General features: G+C 76.8%; 14 protein-coding genes and 1 tRNA gene. 8 read left to right on the forward strand and 7 right to left on the reverse strand.

Annotated features, from left to right (window positions below; translation table 11 throughout):
• Positions 1-56: 56 nt before the first annotated feature.
• Positions 57-1448: a diaminopimelate decarboxylase gene (gene lysA, locus ACRYRX_RS09635; RefSeq protein ID WP_432511640.1), complete on the reverse strand. Its 1392-nt coding sequence runs from the start codon at positions 1446-1448 to the stop codon at positions 57-59.
• A gap of 3 nt (positions 1449-1451) precedes the next feature.
• On the reverse strand, positions 1452-3116 hold the full coding sequence (argS, locus tag ACRYRX_RS09640) for an arginine--tRNA ligase (RefSeq protein ID WP_432511641.1): 1665 nt from the start codon (positions 3114-3116) through the stop codon (positions 1452-1454).
• Positions 3117-3247: 131 nt separating this feature from the next.
• Here argS and ACRYRX_RS09645 point away from each other — a divergent pair.
• The 3 genes from ACRYRX_RS09645 (at position 3248) to ACRYRX_RS09655 (ending at position 4801) form a co-directional block, all read left to right on the forward strand.
• Positions 3248-3319 (forward strand) — tRNA-Arg (locus ACRYRX_RS09645).
• A 55-nt stretch (positions 3320-3374) separates the two neighbouring features.
• Positions 3375-4052: a DUF1345 domain-containing protein gene (locus ACRYRX_RS09650; RefSeq protein WP_432511642.1), complete on the forward strand. Its 678-nt coding sequence runs from the start codon at positions 3375-3377 to the stop codon at positions 4050-4052.
• Positions 4053-4102: 50 nt separating this feature from the next.
• Positions 4103-4801, forward strand: a complete 699-nt coding sequence (locus ACRYRX_RS09655) for a SprT-like domain-containing protein (RefSeq protein ID WP_432511643.1) — start codon at positions 4103-4105, stop codon at positions 4799-4801.
• On the opposite strand, the gene ACRYRX_RS09660 is transcribed toward ACRYRX_RS09655, so the two are convergent.
• Positions 4788-5840 (reverse strand): NAD(P)-binding domain-containing protein, encoded by a 1053-nt coding sequence (locus ACRYRX_RS09660; protein ID WP_432511644.1) that lies wholly within the window; start codon positions 5838-5840, stop codon positions 4788-4790. The genes ACRYRX_RS09655 and ACRYRX_RS09660 overlap by 14 nt on opposite strands.
• 77 nt (positions 5841-5917) lie before the next feature.
• Between ACRYRX_RS09660 and ACRYRX_RS09665 the strand changes: the two genes are divergently transcribed.
• Entirely contained in the window at positions 5918-6418 is a 501-nt protein-coding gene (locus tag ACRYRX_RS09665) for a phosphoribosyltransferase (protein ID WP_432511645.1), read from the forward strand.
• Here the strand turns inward: ACRYRX_RS09665 and hrpB are convergent.
• From hrpB to ACRYRX_RS09680, 3 genes are read right to left on the reverse strand one after another with little or no spacing between them, the layout of a single operon-like run.
• Positions 6410-8881, reverse strand: a complete 2472-nt coding sequence (gene hrpB / locus ACRYRX_RS09670; protein ID WP_432511646.1) for an ATP-dependent helicase HrpB — start codon at positions 8879-8881, stop codon at positions 6410-6412. The two genes, ACRYRX_RS09665 and hrpB, sit on opposite strands and share 9 nt — an antisense overlap.
• Before the next feature lie 4 nt (positions 8882-8885).
• Positions 8886-9689 carry a hypothetical protein gene (locus ACRYRX_RS09675; RefSeq protein ID WP_432511647.1) on the reverse strand — a complete coding sequence of 268 codons (804 nt, stop codon included), beginning with the start codon at positions 9687-9689 and terminating at the stop codon, positions 8886-8888.
• Positions 9690-9713: 24 nt separating this feature from the next.
• A complete protein-coding gene (locus ACRYRX_RS09680; RefSeq protein ID WP_432511648.1) occupies positions 9714-11261 on the reverse strand; it encodes a DEAD/DEAH box helicase in 1548 nt (515 codons plus the stop codon).
• A gap of 309 nt (positions 11262-11570) precedes the next feature.
• Here ACRYRX_RS09680 and ACRYRX_RS09685 point away from each other — a divergent pair, with 309 nt between their 5' ends.
• The 4 genes from ACRYRX_RS09685 to ACRYRX_RS09700 are packed head-to-tail and all read left to right on the forward strand — an operon-like array spanning position 11571 to position 15653.
• Positions 11571-12635, forward strand: a complete 1065-nt coding sequence (locus ACRYRX_RS09685; protein WP_432511649.1) for a FecCD family ABC transporter permease — start codon at positions 11571-11573, stop codon at positions 12633-12635.
• A 23-nt stretch (positions 12636-12658) separates the two neighbouring features.
• The gene (locus ACRYRX_RS09690; RefSeq protein ID WP_432511650.1) at positions 12659-13768 is read left to right on the forward strand and encodes a FecCD family ABC transporter permease; all 1110 of its coding nucleotides are present in this window, start codon (positions 12659-12661) and stop codon (positions 13766-13768) included.
• A gap of 37 nt (positions 13769-13805) precedes the next feature.
• The gene (locus ACRYRX_RS09695; RefSeq protein ID WP_432511651.1) at positions 13806-14669 is read left to right on the forward strand and encodes an ABC transporter ATP-binding protein; all 864 of its coding nucleotides are present in this window, start codon (positions 13806-13808) and stop codon (positions 14667-14669) included.
• A 45-nt stretch (positions 14670-14714) separates the two neighbouring features.
• A complete protein-coding gene (locus ACRYRX_RS09700) occupies positions 14715-15653 on the forward strand; it encodes an NAD(+)/NADH kinase (protein WP_432511652.1) in 939 nt (312 codons plus the stop codon).
• Here ACRYRX_RS09700 and ACRYRX_RS09705 read toward each other — a convergent pair.
• The gene (locus ACRYRX_RS09705; protein ID WP_432511653.1) at positions 15650-16510 is read right to left on the reverse strand and encodes a hypothetical protein; all 861 of its coding nucleotides are present in this window, start codon (positions 16508-16510) and stop codon (positions 15650-15652) included. The genes ACRYRX_RS09700 and ACRYRX_RS09705 overlap by 4 nt on opposite strands.
• Positions 16511-16535 lie beyond the last annotated feature (25 nt).

Here is a 16535-nt window from a genome sequence, read left to right on the forward strand (position 1 = left end):
CAGCACGATCCGCCCTACCCTCTCACCTGCGCCGGGCCGTCCCGGCCACCGGACCGTCAGCCCGCGTCGAGCGCGAGCAGGTCCTCAGGGGTCTCGCGCCGCACGAGCAACCGGGCCACGCCGTCGCGCACGGCGACGACCGCGGGCCGCGGCACCTGGTTGTAGTTGCTGGCCATGCTGCGGCAGTACGCCCCCGTGCCGGGGACGGCGAGCAGGTCACCGGCCGCGGCGTCGGCCGGGAGGAACTCGTCGCGCACGACGACGTCGCCGCTCTCGCAGTGCTTGCCGACGACCCGGGACAGCACGCCCGCGGCGCCGGAGGCGCGCGAGGCGATCGTCGCGGAGTAGTCCGCGTCGTACAGCGCCGTGCGGATGTTGTCGCTCATGCCCCCGTCGACGGAGACGTAGCGGCGGCGGGTGCCGCCGTCGAGCTCGACGTCCTTGGTCGTCCCCACCTCGTAGAGCGTGAACGTGCTCGGCGCGGCGATGGCGCGGCCGGGTTCGACCGAGACGCGCGGGACGGCGATGCCCTGGACCAGGCACTCGCGCGCCACGATCTCGGCCAGGCGGCCGGCGATCTCGACGGGCGGCAGCGGCTTGTCCTCGGAGGTGTACGCCACGCCGTACCCGCCGCCGAGGTCGATCTCGGGCAGCTCCACCCCGTGGTCGCGCTCGACCTTGCGGTGCAGCTCCAGCAGCCGCCGGGCCGAGACCTCGAACCCGCCGAGGTCGAAGATCTGGGAGCCGATGTGGCTGTGCAGCCCGAGCAGGTGCAGCTCGGGGCGCGCGAGCACCTTCGCGACGGCGGCCTCGGCCTGCCCCGAGGCCAGCGACAACCCGAACTTCTGGTCCTCGTGGGCGGTGGCGACGTACTGGTGGGTGTGGGCCTCGACGCCGACGGTGACGCGCAGCATCACGGGGGCGACCAGGCCCCGCTCGCGGGCCAGGTCGGCCACGACGTCGACCTCCTCCAGGGAGTCCACGACGATGCGCCCGACACCGGCCTCCAGCGCCGTGGCGATCTCCTGGCGGGACTTGTTGTTGCCGTGCAACGCGATGCGTCCCGGCAGCACCCCGCCGCGCAGGCCCAGCGCCAGCTCACCGCCGGAGGCGGTGTCCAGGTGCAGGCCGTCCTCGGCGATCCACCGCGCGACCCCCGTGGCGATGAACGCCTTCGAGGCGTAGTAGACGTCGGCGCCGCCGCACAGGTCGGCGAACGCGTCGGCGAAGGCGTCGCGGAAGGCGACCGCCCGGGAGCGGAAGTCCAGCTCGTCGACGACGAACAGCGGGGTGCCGTGCGTGCGCGCCAGGTCGGCGACCGAGACGCCACCCACCTGCAGCGCGCCCGCCGCGTCGCGCTGGACGGTCCGGGCCCACAGCTGCGGCAGCAGCTCGTTGACGTCGGCCGGGGGCGTCAGCCACGCCGGCACGACCGCGATGTCCGCCACGTCCTACATCCGTTCCGGAGCCGAGACGCCGAGCAGGCCCAGGCCGTTGGCCAGCACCTGCCGCGTGGCGTCGTTGAGCCACAACCGCGTCCGGTGGACGTCGGTGACCTCCTCGCCGGCGCGGGGGGTGACCCGGCAGGCGTCGTAGAACTTGTGGAACCTGCCCGCGAGCTCCTCCAGGTAGCGCGCGACGCGGTGCGGTTCGCGCAGCTCACCCGCCCGGCGCACGACCTCGGGGAACTCCGCGAGGGCGGCCAGCAGCAGCGACTCGGTCTCGTCGGTCAGCAGCGCCGGGTCGAAGGCGTCCTCGCGGCGCACGCCGGCGCCCGCGGCGTTCACGGCCACGTTGGCGGTGCGGGCGTGCGCGTACTGCACGTAGAACACGGGGTTGTCGTTGCTGCGCCGGGTCAGCAGGTCCAGGTCGATGTCGATGCTGGAGTCGACGCTGGAGCGCACCAGGGAGTACCGCGCGGCGTCGACGCCGACGGCGCCGACGAGGTCCTCCATCGTCACCACGGTGCCGGCGCGCTTGCTCATGCGGACCGGGACCCCGTCCTTGACGAGGTTCACCATCTGCCCGATGAGGATCTCCAGGTTCCGGCCCGGCTCGTCGCCGAACGCGGCGCACATGGCCATCATCCGGCCCACGTAGCCGTGGTGGTCGGCCCCGAGCATGAGCACGCAGCGGTCGAAACCGCGCTCGCGCTTGTCGAGGTAGTAGGCGAGGTCGCCGGAGATGTAGGCCGGGTTCCCGTCGCTCTTGACGACGACGCGGTCCTTGTCGTCACCGAAGTCGCTGGTGCGCAACCAGATCGCGCCGTCGGACTCGTAGATGCGGCCGAGCTCGCGCAGCTTCGCCACGGCCCGGTCGACCGCGCCGGAGGTGTGCAGGGAGTCCTCGTGGAAGTACACGTCGAACTCGACGCCGAACTCCGACAGGCTCTGCTTGATCTCGGTGAACATCAGGGCGACGCCCTCGCGGCGGAAGGTCTCCTGCTGCTCCTCGCGGGGCTGCTCCAGCACCCCCGGGACCAGGGCCCGCACCTGGGTGGCGATGTCGGTGATGTAGTCGCCGCCGTACCCGTCCTCGGGGGCGGGTTCGCCGTTGGCCCGGGCCAGCAGGGACCGCGCGAACCGGTCGATCTGGCCGCCGTGGTCGTTGAAGTAGTACTCGCGGGTGACCGAGGCGCCGCAGGCCTCCAGGACGCGGGCCAGGGAGTCGCCGACGGCCGCCCAGCGGGTGCCCCCGAGGTGGATGGGCCCGGTGGGGTTGGCCGAGACGAACTCGAGGTTGACCTTCTCCCCGCTGGGCTCGGAAGCCGTCCCGAAGGCGGCGCCGGCCTCGACGACCGAGCGCGCCAGCTCACCGGCGGCGGCCGCCTCGAGGGTGACGTTGAGGAACCCCGGGCCGGCGATGTCCACGGCCTGCACGCCGGGGACCCGCAGCAGGCGCTGCTGCACGACGGCCGCGACCTCGCGCGGGGGCCGGCCGACCTTCTTGGCCAGCTGCAGGGCGACGTTGGTCGCCCAGTCGCCGTGGTCGCGGTTCTTGGGGCGCTCCACGCGGACCTCGGCCGGCACGTCGGCGGGGTCGAGGGACAGCTCCCCGGCCGCGACGGCCGTGGTCAGGGCATCCCTCAGGGCGGCTGAGAGCTCGGCGGGAGTCACGAGGGGCAAGCCTACCGGCGCGCACCGACCCGACCGGCCGCCCGGGGCGCCGGTGGGGACGCGCTGCCGATCGGTGGAGCCGTGGTCCGGACCGCCCCGCATCGCTGGTAGTGTCTGCGACGCACCGCAGGGCCCCCGTAGCTCAGCGGATAGAGCATCGGCCTCCGGAGCCGTGTGCGCAGGTTCGAGTCCTGCCGGGGGCACATCCGGGGGGCGTCGCGCGGTTCGTGCGGCGCCCTCTTCGTTACGGTGCGCCCCATGGCCCCGGTCCCGCTGCCGACCTCCCCGCTGCCCCGCCTGCTGCGGACGGAGTCGCGGCGCACCCACCTCTCCTTCCTGGCCCCGGCCGTCCCGTCCTTCGTGCTCTCGCGCGCCTTCGAGGACGGCCTCGGCTCCAGCTTCACGATCGTCGTCCTGTGGTACGGGCTCTACCTGCTCGCCTACTCCGCCGTCACCACCGCGACCTTCGTCCGGGACTTCGACGGCGCGTGCCGGGAGCGGATCGCGCGCAACCCCTCGTGGTGGCGCCGCCTGCTGGAGATGCCCGGCCGCACGCGGAACGCCGTGGCCTGGTCGGCGTTCGCCCTGGCCGCGGCCGCGGTGCTGGCCGCCCTCGGGGTCAGCGGGCGCTCGGTGCTGATGGCCGTCGGCACCGTCGTCCTCGTCGTGGGCGCCTGGGTCAACGTGCTGGTCAGCTACGCCGCCGAGTACGCCCGCACGCACTGCGCGAGCGGTGGGCTGGAGTTCCCCGGCGAGCCGCCGCGCGGCTTCGGCGACTACGTGTACTTCGCCGCGGCCGTGAGCACGACGTTCGGGCCGACCGACGTCGCGGTGGTCTCCCGGGCGGTGCGCCGGCAGGTCCTCGTGCACGGCCTCGTCGCGTTCGTCTTCAACACCGTCATCCTCGCGCTGCTCATCTCCACCCTGCTCGGCTGAACGTCGGGACCCCGTGCTGGGATGCCGGGCGGGACCGCGAGGAGGCACGGGTGGAACTGCAGGCGGCGCTGGCGATGGCGCGCGGGCTCCTGGACGAGCACGGCCTGACCGGGTGGACGCTGGTGCTGGACCGGGCCAGGACGCGGGCGGGGGTGTGCCGGGCCGACCGGCGCGAGATCGGCCTGAGCGCACCGCTCACCGCCCTGCACGACGAGGCCGAGGTGCGCGACACCGTCCTGCACGAGGTCGCGCACGCGCTCGTGGGGCCGCGGCACGGTCACGACGCGCTCTGGCGGGCGACGGCGCGCCGCATCGGCTGCTCGGCCGAGCGGACGTCGACGGCGGCCCGCGTCCCCGGGGCGTGGACCGGCACCTGCCCGGCGGGGCACGTCGTGACCCGGCACCGCAGGCCCTCGCGGGTGGTGTGCTGCGGGCGGTGCGGCCGCCGCCCCGACCCGGCGAACGTCGTCAGCTGGACCTTCCGGGGCCGCCCGGTGCCGCCGGAGGCGATGCCGCCGGGCTACCGCCGGGACTGGGAGCTCCTGCACAGCGGCGGCCCCGGGGACCTCCCGCACCGGCTCCTGCCGGTGGGCGCGCGGGTCCGGGTCGGCGGCGGCGGGCGCCACGCCGGGACGACGGGGCAGGTGGTGCGGGTGGGCCGCAGCCGCTACCACGTCCGGACCCGGGCCGGGGTGCTCACCGTCCCGTTCGCCCTCGCGCAGGAGGAGCCGGGCGTCAGCGGCCGGTGAGGACCGCGCGGACCGCCTCGCGCGCCGCCCGCCCCGCGCCGATCGTGCTGGCCGACGGCCCGTACCCCAGCAGGTGCAGCCGCGGTTCGCGCACCACGCGCGTGCCGTCGACGAGGATCCCCCCGCCCGGCTCCCGCAGCCGCAGCGGCCGCAGGTGGTCCAGCGCCGGCCGGAAGCCGGTGGCCCACAGGATCGCGTCGGCGCGCTGACCGGACCCGTCGGCCCACCGCACGCCGTCGGGCACGACGCGCTGGAACGGCGGGTGCCGCTTGAGGACGCCCTGGTCGCGCAGCGCCGCGACCCGCGGGGTCAGGACGAGCCCGGTGGCCGACACGACGCTGCCGGGCGGCTCGCCCGCGGCGACCCGGCGGGCGACGACCTCGACGGCCTCGCGCCGCGCCTCCACGTCGAAGTCCTCCCGGTACACCGGCTCCCGGCGGGTCACCCAGGTGGTGCCGACCCCGGCGCCGTGCAGCTCCTCCAGGTGCTGCACGGCCGAGATCCCACCACCGACCACCACCACGTGCTGCCCGGCGAACTCCTCCGGCCCGCGGTAGTCCGCGGTGTGCAGCTGCCGGCCGGCGAAGGAGTCGCGCCCCGGGTAGGAGGGCCAGAACGGCTTCGTCCAGGTGCCGGTGGCGTTGACCACCGCGCGGGCCGCGAACGCGCCCGCGGCGGAGTCGACGAGCAGCCGGGCCCCGGCGGTGCGGACCTCGCGCACCGCGACGGGCCGCCGGACGGGGTCCCCGAGCCGCCGCTCGTACTCGGCGAAGTAGGCCGGGACGACCTCGCGGGCGGGGCTGGAGGGGGCGACGGCGCCCAGGGGGTAGCCCGGCAGGTCGTGGACGCCGTTGACCCGGGCCATCGTCAGCCCCGGCCAGCGGTGCCGCCAGGCTCCCCCGGGGGCGTCGTCGGCGTCCAGGACGACGTAACCGCGGCCGGGGGCCAGGCCGGCGCGGTCCAGGAAGTGGGCGGCCGACAGGCCACCCTGCCCGGCGCCGACGACCACGACGTCGACGGTGCTCAGGGGCGGGCTCACGACGGTCCGCCCGTCCGTTCGGCGCCACGACTGGTCACAGTCGGTGATCGTAATCGGCCACCCCCTAGAGTGCGCCGGTGACGACCGCCGACCCCGCCCGCGAAGTGCTCACCTGGTCGGCCTTCGGGGAGGCCGTCCGCGAACTGGCCGCCACCGTCGTCGCCGACGGTTTCCGGCCCGAGGTGGTGCTCGGCATCGCCCGCGGCGGCCTGCCGCTGGCCGCCGGGCTGGCCTACGCCCTGGACGTCAAGGAGACCGCGACGATCAACGTCGAGTTCTACACCGGCGTCGGCTCCCGGCTGCCCGAGCCGGTCGTCCTGCCCCCGTCGGTGGACCTGACCGAGCTCGCCGGCCGGCGCGTCCTCGTCGTCGACGACGTCGCCGACACCGGCCGCACCCTGGCCGTCGTCGTGCGGATGTGCGCCGAAGCCGGCGTCGAGGCGCGGTCGGTCGTCGTCTACCGCAAGCCGACCACGCGGCTGGAGCCGGAGTACGCCTGGAAGGAGACCGACCGCTGGATCGAGTTCCCCTGGTCGGCGCAGGGGCCGGTTCCCGGGGCCGGCGACCGCTCAGCCTGAGCGCCGGGCCACGCGGGCCGTGGGCGCCGCCGCCAGCGGGTCCTGCGGCCACGGGTGCTTGGGGTAGCGCCCGCGCACCTCCGCCCGCACCGACGGGTAGACGTTGCGCCAGAACGACTCCAGGTCGGCGGTGACCGCGAGCGGACGGCCCGCCGGGGACAGCAGGTGCAGCACGACCGGCACCCGGCCGTCCACGAGCCGCGGCGTCGCCGTCCAGCCGAAGGCCTCCTGCAGCTTCAGCGCCAGCACCGGGGCGGCCGGGTCGGCGTAGTCGAGGCGGACCGCGCGGCCGGTGGGGACCGGCAGCCGTTCGGGGGCGAGCTCGTCGAGGCGGCCGGCCTGCGGCCACGGCAGCAGCGCCCGCAACGCCGCGAGGACGTCGAGGCGGGCCAGGTCGCGCCGCGAGCGGACCCCGGCCAGCTCCGTCCCCAGCCACTGCGGCAACGTGGCCAGCAGGTGCTCGTCCCCCAGGTCCGGCCACGGCTCCCCCTGCGCCGCGCGGCAGCAGGCGACCCGGGCGCGCAGCGAGGCCACCGCCGGGCCGAGGGTCAGCAGCCGCAGGCCCTCGCGCCGCACGCCCTCGGCCACGGCCTGCGCGACCGCCTCCGGGGGCGGGTCCGGCCACGGCCGCGACGACAGCTCCAGCGCGCCGAGGCGCTCGACCCGCCGCGCCCGCACGTCGCCGTCCCAGCGGACCTCCTCGACCACCTCGGTGCCGACGACGTCCCGCGCGGTCGCCTCGTCCAGCGGTGCGGCCGCCCGCACCCGGGCCGCGGCCCGGCCCGGGCCGCGGTCGGCGACCGCCACGGCCAGCCACGGCGCGGACCGCAGCCCGCTGCCCTCGGCGAGCTCCACCCCGGTCCCGCCCGTCGTGGCGTAGGCGGCCGAGCCCTCCGACCGCTGCCGCGCCACCCGCTCGGGGTGCGCCAGGGCGACGACGGCACCCGCGGCCAGGTCCCTCGGCAGGTCGTGCGGCCGCCCGCGCCCCGGGCGCTCGGGCACGGCGGCCAGCAGCCGGCGCACCTCCCGCTGCCACGGCGCGGGCCGCTCGCGGGTCGCGGCGCGCCAGGCGGCGACGAGGTCGTCCCCGGACCGGCCGGTCTCCTCCGACAGCAGGGCGACGACCTCCGCGGCGGGCCGCGGGCCGACCAGCTCGGCGCCGCGCAGCAGCGCCCGGGCCAGCCGCGGGTGCACCCCGACGTCGGCCATCGCCCGCCCCAGCGGGGTGACGACCCCGTCCGCGAGCGCCCCCAGCCGGTGCAGGGCGTCGCGGGCCGCGGCCAGCGGCCCGGCCGGCGGCCGGTCCAGGAGCGGCAGGTCGGCCAGGTCGCCCCAAGCGGCCGTCAGCAGCGCGAACGCGGTCAGGTCGGCCGTCATGACCTCGGGGGCGCTGTGCGCGGGCAGCAGCGCGTGCTCGGCCGCCGACCAGGCCCGCAGGACGGTCCCGGGCGCCTCGCGCGCGGCGCGCCCGGCCCGCTGGTCGGCCGAGGCGCGGGAGACCCGGACGGTGTCCAGGCCCCCGAAGCCGCGGGCGTGGTCGATCCGCGGGACCCGCGCCAGGCCCGCGTCGACGACGACGCGGACCCCGGGGACGGTCAGGCTGGACTCGGCGACGGCGGTCGAGAGCACGACCCGGCGGCGCGGGCCGGGGCGCAGGGCGTCGTCCTGCTCGGCGCCCGAGCGGCGGCCGTGCAGCGCGACGACGTCGACGTCCAGTCCCCCCAGGCGCCCCTGCACCGCCCGGATCTCCCCCGCTCCCGGCAGGAACACCAGCACGTCCCCGGTGGCCTCGGTGAGCGCGCGGCGCACGAGGGCGGCGACGTGGTCGAGCAGGGCGGGGTCGACGCGCAGGCCCTCGGGGGGCCGCACGGGCCGCGGGGGCGGGCACCAGAGCACCTCCAGCGGGTGGACGGGCGCGGTCGCGGTGACCACGGGCCCGCCGAGCAGCTGCGCGAGCTTGGGGACGTCGAGGGTGGCCGAGGCCGCGACCAGGCGCAGGTCCGGCCGCAGCAGCTCGCGGGCCTGCAGGGCGAAGGCGAGGACGAGGTCGGCGTCGAGCTGCCGCTCGTGGACCTCGTCGAGCACCACGACGTCCACGCCGGGCAGGTCGGGGTCGCGCAGCAGCCGGCGCAGCAGCAGACCCGTCGTGACGACCTCCACGCGGGTGCGCGGCCCGGCGCGGCGGTCCCCGCGCACGGCGTAGCCGACGCGGCCGCCGACCTCCTCGCCCAGCAGGGAGGCCATCCGGGCGGCGGCGGCGCGGGCGGCGAGGCGGCGCGGTTCGGCGACGACGACGCGGCCCCCGGCGACCGCGCCGTCGGCCAGCGCGAGCGGGACGAGGGTGGTCTTGCCGGTTCCGGGCGGGGCCTGCAGCACGGCGGTCCCGGCTCCGCGCAGGGCGTCCAGCAGGGCGGGGACGGCGGCCCCGACGGGCAGGGTCGTCAGGAGTCCGTCGGGCAGCACCCGGTCATCCTGCCCGCACCCGGGCGGCGCGCCGACGGCGCACCAGGGCACCGGCGCCGGCTGCGGCGGCCAGCGCGAGCACCGCGGCCTGCGCCGGGCCGATGACGGGACCGGCGCCCTCCCAGGCGTACCCGCCCGAGCTCAGCCCGGCCTCGCGCTCGAAGTGGTTGCGGGAGCCGGGGAAGAAGAAGTCGTCGACGCCGTAGGCGACGGGGAAGGCCGCCGGGCCGCCGATCAGCGTCGCGACGGCCCACTGGGGGCGGTGCCGCGACTCGTGCCGGGCCAGGTCGGCGGCCTCGGAGGGGACGGTGGGGAACCGGGGGGAGATCACCATGTCGCCGAAGTTCACCGTCCGCTTCCCGGCGACGGCCCGGGACTCGACGCCGACGTAGTAGTCGGCGGCCGCGTAGCGGCAGACGGTGAGGCCGCGCGCGTCGGCGTAGAGCATCGCCAGGCCGGTCTCCGGCCAGGTCGCGACCTTCTGGGCCAGCACCGAGGCGGTGGGCGGCGCGACCTCGACCGTCGACCCCCACTCCTCCCCCGGCGGGGCGCTGCACACGGGGGCGTCGCCGAGGTCGGTCAGGCTGCGCCAGGTGGTCCCGACGAGGACCAGCCCGACGGCCAGGCCCGCGACGACCCCCTGCGCGACCCGGACGGGCGCCGCGCGGACCGGCGCGTGCCGGCCCTTGAACCACCAGTAGAGGGCGCCGAGGACGCCGGCGACGAGCAGCCAGAACAGCAGGTGGGCGACGGCGCGGCTGTGCGGGTGGCTGTACCCCCACCACTGCCTCCCGCGCCGAGCGCCCACCCGCTCAACGTACGGTGCGGGACGTCAGCGCGCCGGGGTGCTCGTGCCGCCGCCGCGACCACCGCGACGGCGCCGGCGCGGTGCGCCGGTGGACCCCCCGGCCGACGGCGCGGCCGGGGCGGCCTGGGCGCGGGCCTTCGGGGCGCGCTGCGGCTGCGGCGGGGCGGTGGGCACGGGCGAGTCGGCCGGGTCCACCCAGTCGGCGGCGGGGCCGACGAGGCGGGCGGTGAGGTCGTGGCCGGTGCCCACGGCGGTCCACTGCGGGCTGATCCCGGCCTGCCGGGCCAGCGTGCGGACGTCGCCGCGCTGGTCGGGGGTGGCGACGGTGACGACGAGGCCGCCGGCGCCGGCGCGGGCGGTGCGGCCCGAGCGGTGCAGGTACGCCTTGTGCTCGGTCGGCGGGTCCACGTGCACGACCAGCCCGACCTCGTCGACGTGGATGCCGCGGGCGGCGATGTCGGTGGCGCACAGGACGCGCACCGACCCGTCGGAGAAGGCGCCGAGGTTGCGCTCGCGGGCGTTCTGGCTGAGGTTGCCGTGCAGGTCGACCGCGGGGATGCCGGCGGCGGTGAGCTGCTTGGCGAGCTTCTTGGCGGCGTGCTTGGTCCGGGTGAACAGGACCGTGCGGCCGCGGCCGGCGGCCAGTTCGCGCACGAGCGCGTTCTTGGCGTCCGCGGCGACCTCGAGCACGTGGTGCTCCATCGTGGAGACCGGGGCGACGGCGGGGTCGACCGAGTGCACGACCGGTTCGGACAGGTACCGCTTCACCAGGACGTCGATGCCGTTGTCGAGGGTCGCGGAGAACAGCAGCCGCTGGCCGACGACGGGCGTGGCGTCCATGAGCCGCTTGACGCCCGGCAGGAAGCCGAGGTCGGCCATGTGGTCGGCCTCGTCCAGGACGGTGACCTCGACGGCGTCGAGGCGGCAGTGGCCCTGGCCGATGAGGTCCTCCAGGCGACCCGGGCAGGCGATGAGGACGTCGACGCCCTCGCGCAGCGCGCTGACCTGCGGGTTCTGGCCGACGCCGCCGAAGACGACGGTGGTCCGCAGGCCCGCGGCGGCCGCCAGCGGGGTGACCGTGGCCGCGACCTGGTTGGCCAGCTCGCGGGTGGGCACCAGGACCAGCGAGCGCGGGCGGGTGGAGCGCCGCGGCTGCGCGGAGGCCGCCAGGCGCGCGACCAGCGGCAGGGCGAAGGCGATGGTCTTGCCGCTGCCGGTGCGGCCGCGGCCCAGGACGTCGCGGCCGGCGAGGGAGTCGGGCAGGGTCGCGGCCTGGATGGGGAAGGGGCGGTCGACGCCGCGGGCGGCCAGGACGTCGACGAGGGCCGCGGGCACGCCGAGCTCGGCGAAGGAGCGGTCGTCGGTGACGACCTCGGTCGCGGTGTCGGGGACGACCTGCGCGCGGGCGGGCTGCGGGCGGGTCGCCTGCTCGCGCTGGGCCGGCAGGCCCTGGGCGCTGCCGGCGCCGCCACCACCGCCGCGACGGCGACGGCGGGGACGGGGCACGGAGCCGTCGCCGGCGGGGGTGCTGGGGGTGGACGTGCGGGGGCCGCGGGACGCGGACGAGTTCACGGGGTGCCTTCCGGTGGGGGTCACGACAGGGTCGGCCGTGGTGCCCGACCGCACCCGTGGACCACCGGGGGACCTGCGCCCGTCGCCCCGCTCGCGGGGCCGGGCTGAACACTCGACCGCGGTCACCGCGTGGTGACCGCCGGCGACCACCTTAGTCGTCGCCTCACCCTGCCCATCGGCAGGTGCGGCCCCGGGCAACAGCCCGGGCCCGGTCCGGCTCTCCCGCGGGCCCTCCGCGGACCCCCGGTCGACCGCCCGTCCGACCGCCCGGTCCCCCGCCGAGGCGTGGAGAGGCTACCCTCACTCGTCGTGGCTCCCACGACCAGCGCGCCGCCCCCGGCGGCGGTCCCCGCCCGCCCGAGACCGGCTCCGCGCCGGGGCGTCAACCGCCCGGCGGCCTTCGCCGTCGCCGTCGGCCTGCTCGTGCTGGCGGTGCTGGCCAGCCTCGCCGTCGGGTCCCGGCAGATCCCGCTGGGGACCGTCCTGGACGTCCTGCGCGGCCTCGGCGCCGGTTCCCAGGACGCGCTGGTCGTGCAGGAGCTGCGCGTGCCCCGCACCCTGGTCGGGATCGTCGTCGGCGTGGCGCTGGGCCTGTCCGGGGCCCTCATGCAGGCCCTGACCCGCAACCCGCTGGCCGACCCGGGCCTGCTGGGCGTCAACGCCGGCGCGGCGGCCGCCATGGTCACCGCGCTCAGCGTCTTCAGCACCACCTCGCGCTCGCAGCTGGTCTGGGCCTCGATGGTCGGGGCGGCGGTCGTCTCGGTCGGCGTGTACGTCCTGGGGGCCACCGGCCGCGGCGGGGCGACCCCCGTGCGGCTGGCCCTGGCCGGGACCGCGATCTCCGCGGCCCTGTACGCCTACACCACCGCCCAGGTCCTGCTCGACACCCAGACCTTCGACCGGTTCCGCTTCTGGCAGGTCGGCTCCCTCGCCGGGCACGACCTGACGGTCTTCCGGCAGCTGCTGCCGTTCTTCGCCGTCGGCACCGCGCTGGCCCTCACCCAGGCCCGGCCGCTGAACGCCCTGGCGCTGGGCGAGGACTCCGGCAAGGCGCTGGGCGCCCACGTGAACCGGACCCGCGTCCTGACCGCCGTCGCCGTCACCCTGCTGTGCGGGGCCGCCACCGCGACCGCCGGCCCGATCGCCTTCGTGGGCCTGGCCGTGCCCCACCTCGTCCGCGCCCTCACCGGCCCCGACCAGCGGTGGGTCCTGCCGTTCTCCTGCATCGTCGCCCCGGCGCTGCTGCTGCTCGGCGACGTCGTCGGCCGGGTCGTGGTCCGGCCCGGTGAACTGGAGGTCAGCATCGTGACCGCCCTGCTGGGGGCCCCCGTGCTGGTCGCCCTCGTCCGCCGCCGCCGGCTGGCCCAGCTGTGAACCGCCGGCGACCCCCGCGGCTCGTGGCCGCCGAGCCCCCGGCGCGGGTGGACCGCGAGTCCGTCCGCCTCCCCCGCCAGCGCGTCGCCGACCGGGCCCGCCGGGGCCGCACCGTCCGCGCCGGGTCGGGGTTCTCCGTGCGCGTGGAGGGCCGCACCCTCACGGTCTGCCTCGGGCTGCTCGTCGCGCTGCTGGCCGTCGTCTCGGTCAGCCTGACGACCGGCGACTACCCCGTCACCGTCCCCGACGTGCTGCGGACGCTGATCGGCCGCGGCGAGCGCGCCGACGAGTTCATCGTCCTGGGGCTGCGGCTGCCGCGCGTGGTCACGGGCCTGCTCGTCGGCTGCGCCCTCGGGGTGGCCGGGGCGGTGTTCCAGCTCGTCACCCGCAACCCGCTGGGTTCCCCCGACGTCATCGGCTTCACCTCCGGTGCCGTCACCGGTGCGCTCGTGGTGCTGCTGGTGCTGCACTCCGGCGGCTGGGCCACCTCCTTCGGGGCCCTCGTCGGCGGCGGGGTGACCGCGGTGCTGGTGTACCTGCTCTCCACCCGCGGCGGCGTGCAGGGCTACCGGCTCATCCTCGTCGGGATCGGCGTCTCGGCCGTCCTGCAGGCCGCGAACAACTACCTGCTGACCCGGTCCCGCGTGGAGGACGCCCAGCAGGCCCAGGTGTGGATCACCGGGTCCCTCAACGGCCGCGGCTGGGAGCAGGCCACCCCGGTGGGGATCGGGCTGGCCGTGCTGCTGCCCGTCCTGCTGCTGGCCGGGCGCTCCCTGACCCTGCTGGACCTGGGCGACGACGCCGCCCGGGGCCTCGGCGTCGACGTGGGCCGCACCCGGCTGCTCGTGCTCGTCATCGGCACGGCGCTCACCGCGCTCGCCGCGATGGCCGCCGGGCCGATCGCCTTCGTCGCCCTCGCCGCCCCGCAGGTCGCGCGCCGGCTCACCGGGGCCGTCGGTCCCGGCCTGGTCGCCGCCGGCCTCACCGGTGCGCTCCTGCTGCTGGTCAGCGACTTCACCGCCCAGCGCCTGTTCGCCCCGACCCAGCTGCCCGTCGGCGTCATGACCGGCGCCGTGGGCGGCCTCTACCTGGCCTACCTGCTCGTCGCCCAGTGGCGTCGCGGCCGCGGCTGACCACGACGGCCCACGCAAGGCTCACGAAAGGACCCCCATGAGCACCGGCAACCGGCTGCGCGGCGAGAACCTCACCCTGGCCTACGACGACCGCACCATCGCCTCCGACCTCGACATCGAGATCCCCGACGGCTCCTTCACCGTCATCATCGGGCCCAACGCCTGCGGCAAGTCGACCCTGCTGCGGTCCCTGGCGCGCATGCTCAAGCCGAAGGTCGGGAAGGTCTTCCTCGACGGCGAGCAGATCCACTCCCTGCCCAGCAAGGAGGTGGCGCGCCGGCTCGGGCTGCTGCCGCAGACGGCGACGGCCCCCGACGGGATCACCGTGGCCGACCTGGTCGCCCGGGGCCGCTTCCCGCACCAGAAGCTGCTGCGCCAGTGGTCGCGCGACGACGAGCGCGCGGTCGACGCCGCGATGGCGTGGACGCAGGTCGCCGAGCTCGCCGACCGCACCGTCGACGAGCTGTCCGGGGGGCAGCGGCAGCGGGTGTGGATCGCGATGGCCCTCGCGCAGGAGACGCCGATCCTGCTGCTGGACGAGCCGACGACGTACCTCGACATCGCCCACCAGATCGAGGTCCTCAACCTGTGCGCGCAGCTGCACGAGGAGCAGGACCGCACGATGGTCGCGGTCCTGCACGACCTCAACCACGCCACCCGGTACGCCACCCACCTGGTCGCCCTGAAGGCCGGGCGGGTCATGGCGCAGGGCGACCCGGCCGAGGTGGTGACGGCCGAGCTCATCGAGGAGGTCTTCGGCCTGCCCTGCGTCGTCATCCCCGACCCCGAGACGGGCACGCCGCTGGTCGTCCCGCGGGCCCGGACCAGCCGCCTGGGCCGCGACTCCCTCGCCGACGCCGCCGGGCGCGGGGCCGGGCGCGGCGTGCGCGAGTCGGCCTGACCCCCGCGCTGCGGTCCGGGGCCGGGGGCGTTTAGCGTGTCGCAGGTGCCCTCCCGACACCTCGGCCGCCTCGGTCTCGTCGTGCACCCGGTCCGCGACACGGTCGAGCAGGCGCTCCTGGTGCAGGCGTGGGCCCGTGAGCACGGCAAGGAGGTCGTGGGGCTGCGCACCGACGCCGCCCGGCTGCCCGGGTCCGTCGCCCTCGTGGGCGTGGAGGAGTTCGCCGCGACCGTCGACGCCGTCGTCAGCCTCGGCGGCGACGGGACGATGCTGGGTGCGCTGCGCCTGCTCGTCGGGCGCGCGGTGCCCGTCCTGGGCGTCAACCTCGGTCACCTGGGCTTCCTCGTGGAGCTCGAACCGCGCGAGCTGCCCGGGGCGCTGGAGCGGATCGCGGCCGGGGACTTCACCGTCGAACCGCACCTGTGCCTGCGCACCGAGCTGCGCACGGGCACCGAGCACCGCGAGGCGGTGGCCTTCAACGACATCGCCCTGGCCCGCACCCCCGGGCGCGGGACGGTGACGGCCGCGCTGTCGGTCGCGGACCAGCGCATCGGGTACCTGCGTTGCGACGCCATCGTCCTGGCGACCCCGACCGGGTCCACCGCGTACAGCTACGCCGCCGGCGGCCCCGTCGTCTCCCCCGGCGCCGACGCCCTGCTGGTCACGCCGGTGGCGCCGATGTCCGGCATCGGCCGGCCCATCGTGCTGGGCGTCGACGAGCCGGTCCGGCTGGAGCTGCTGGAGAAGTCCGGGCCCCCCGTCGTGGAGGTCGACGGCATCGCGGCCGGTGAGCTGCCGCCCGGGTCGGTCATCGAGCTGCGCGTCGAGCGCGACGCCGGCCACGTCATCCGCCTCGACTCCGCCGGGCACGGGCGCCGGGCGCGCGTGAAACTCAGCCTGCTCGACCTGCCGCTGCTGCCCGAGGAGATGCTCGAGCTGGTGCCGGAGGAGCTGCGGCCCAGCGAGACCACCCGCTCCCGCTAGGGAGCTGCGGTCGCCGTCCCCGTCGGCGCGGCGAGCGCGTCGTCGCCCGCCGCCGCCTTCGCGTCCGCGGTGGCCGTCTGCGCCCCGGCCGCGGACCCCGTCGGGGAGGCCTCCTGGGTCGACCGGCCGGTGGCGGTGGCCGTGGCCGACGCCGAACCGGTGGCGGTGCCGTCGCCGGTGGCCGTCGGCGAGCTCGTGGCGGTGCCGGTGGCGGTCGCGGTCTCCGTGGCCGTGGAGGTCTCGGTGCTCGTCGCGGTGGCGGTGCCCGACTCGGTCGCCTCGGACGTCGCGGTGCCCGTCGGCGTGGACGCGGGCGTGGGCGTCGACCGCGGCAGCTCGTTGCCCAGGATGCCCCGCTCGACGGTGGTGGAGGTGGTGCCGCCCTGGACGGTGGCGGCGACGCTGGTCCCGCTCACCGACTCGAACACGAAGATCCCCCCGACGCTCAGCACGAACGCCACGACCCCCAGCACCACGGCGTGCCGGGCGCGGAACCGCCGCCGCGGCGGGGCGGGCAGCGGGTCGGGCCCCGGCGCGGGCTCACCCTCGCCGACGGGCGGCTCGGTGCGGTCGGGGTGCTCGTCCTGCGCGGGCGGGACGGGGCCGGTGCGGCGCTCGCGGGCGCGGCGGGCCGCCTCCAGGACGCGTTCGCGGCTCACGTTCAGGTAGTGCCCGTAGATCGCGGCCGCCGTGGAGGCGATGACGCTGCCGAGCGCCGCCCCGACGAGGGTGCCGTACGTGCCGAGGCTCTTGAGGCTGGCCAGCGCGAACGCCGACGTCACCGCCGCGCCCGCTCCGCCGGCGATCTGGAGCCAGTTGATGGTCAGGGTCGTCCGCTGGGGTGTCTGCTCGCTCATGCCGTCGCCATCGTCTCACCCGGGA

It is taken from the genome of Kineococcus lubricus (assembly GCF_050871965.1).
Lineage (GTDB): Bacteria > Actinomycetota > Actinomycetes > Actinomycetales > Kineococcaceae > Kineococcus.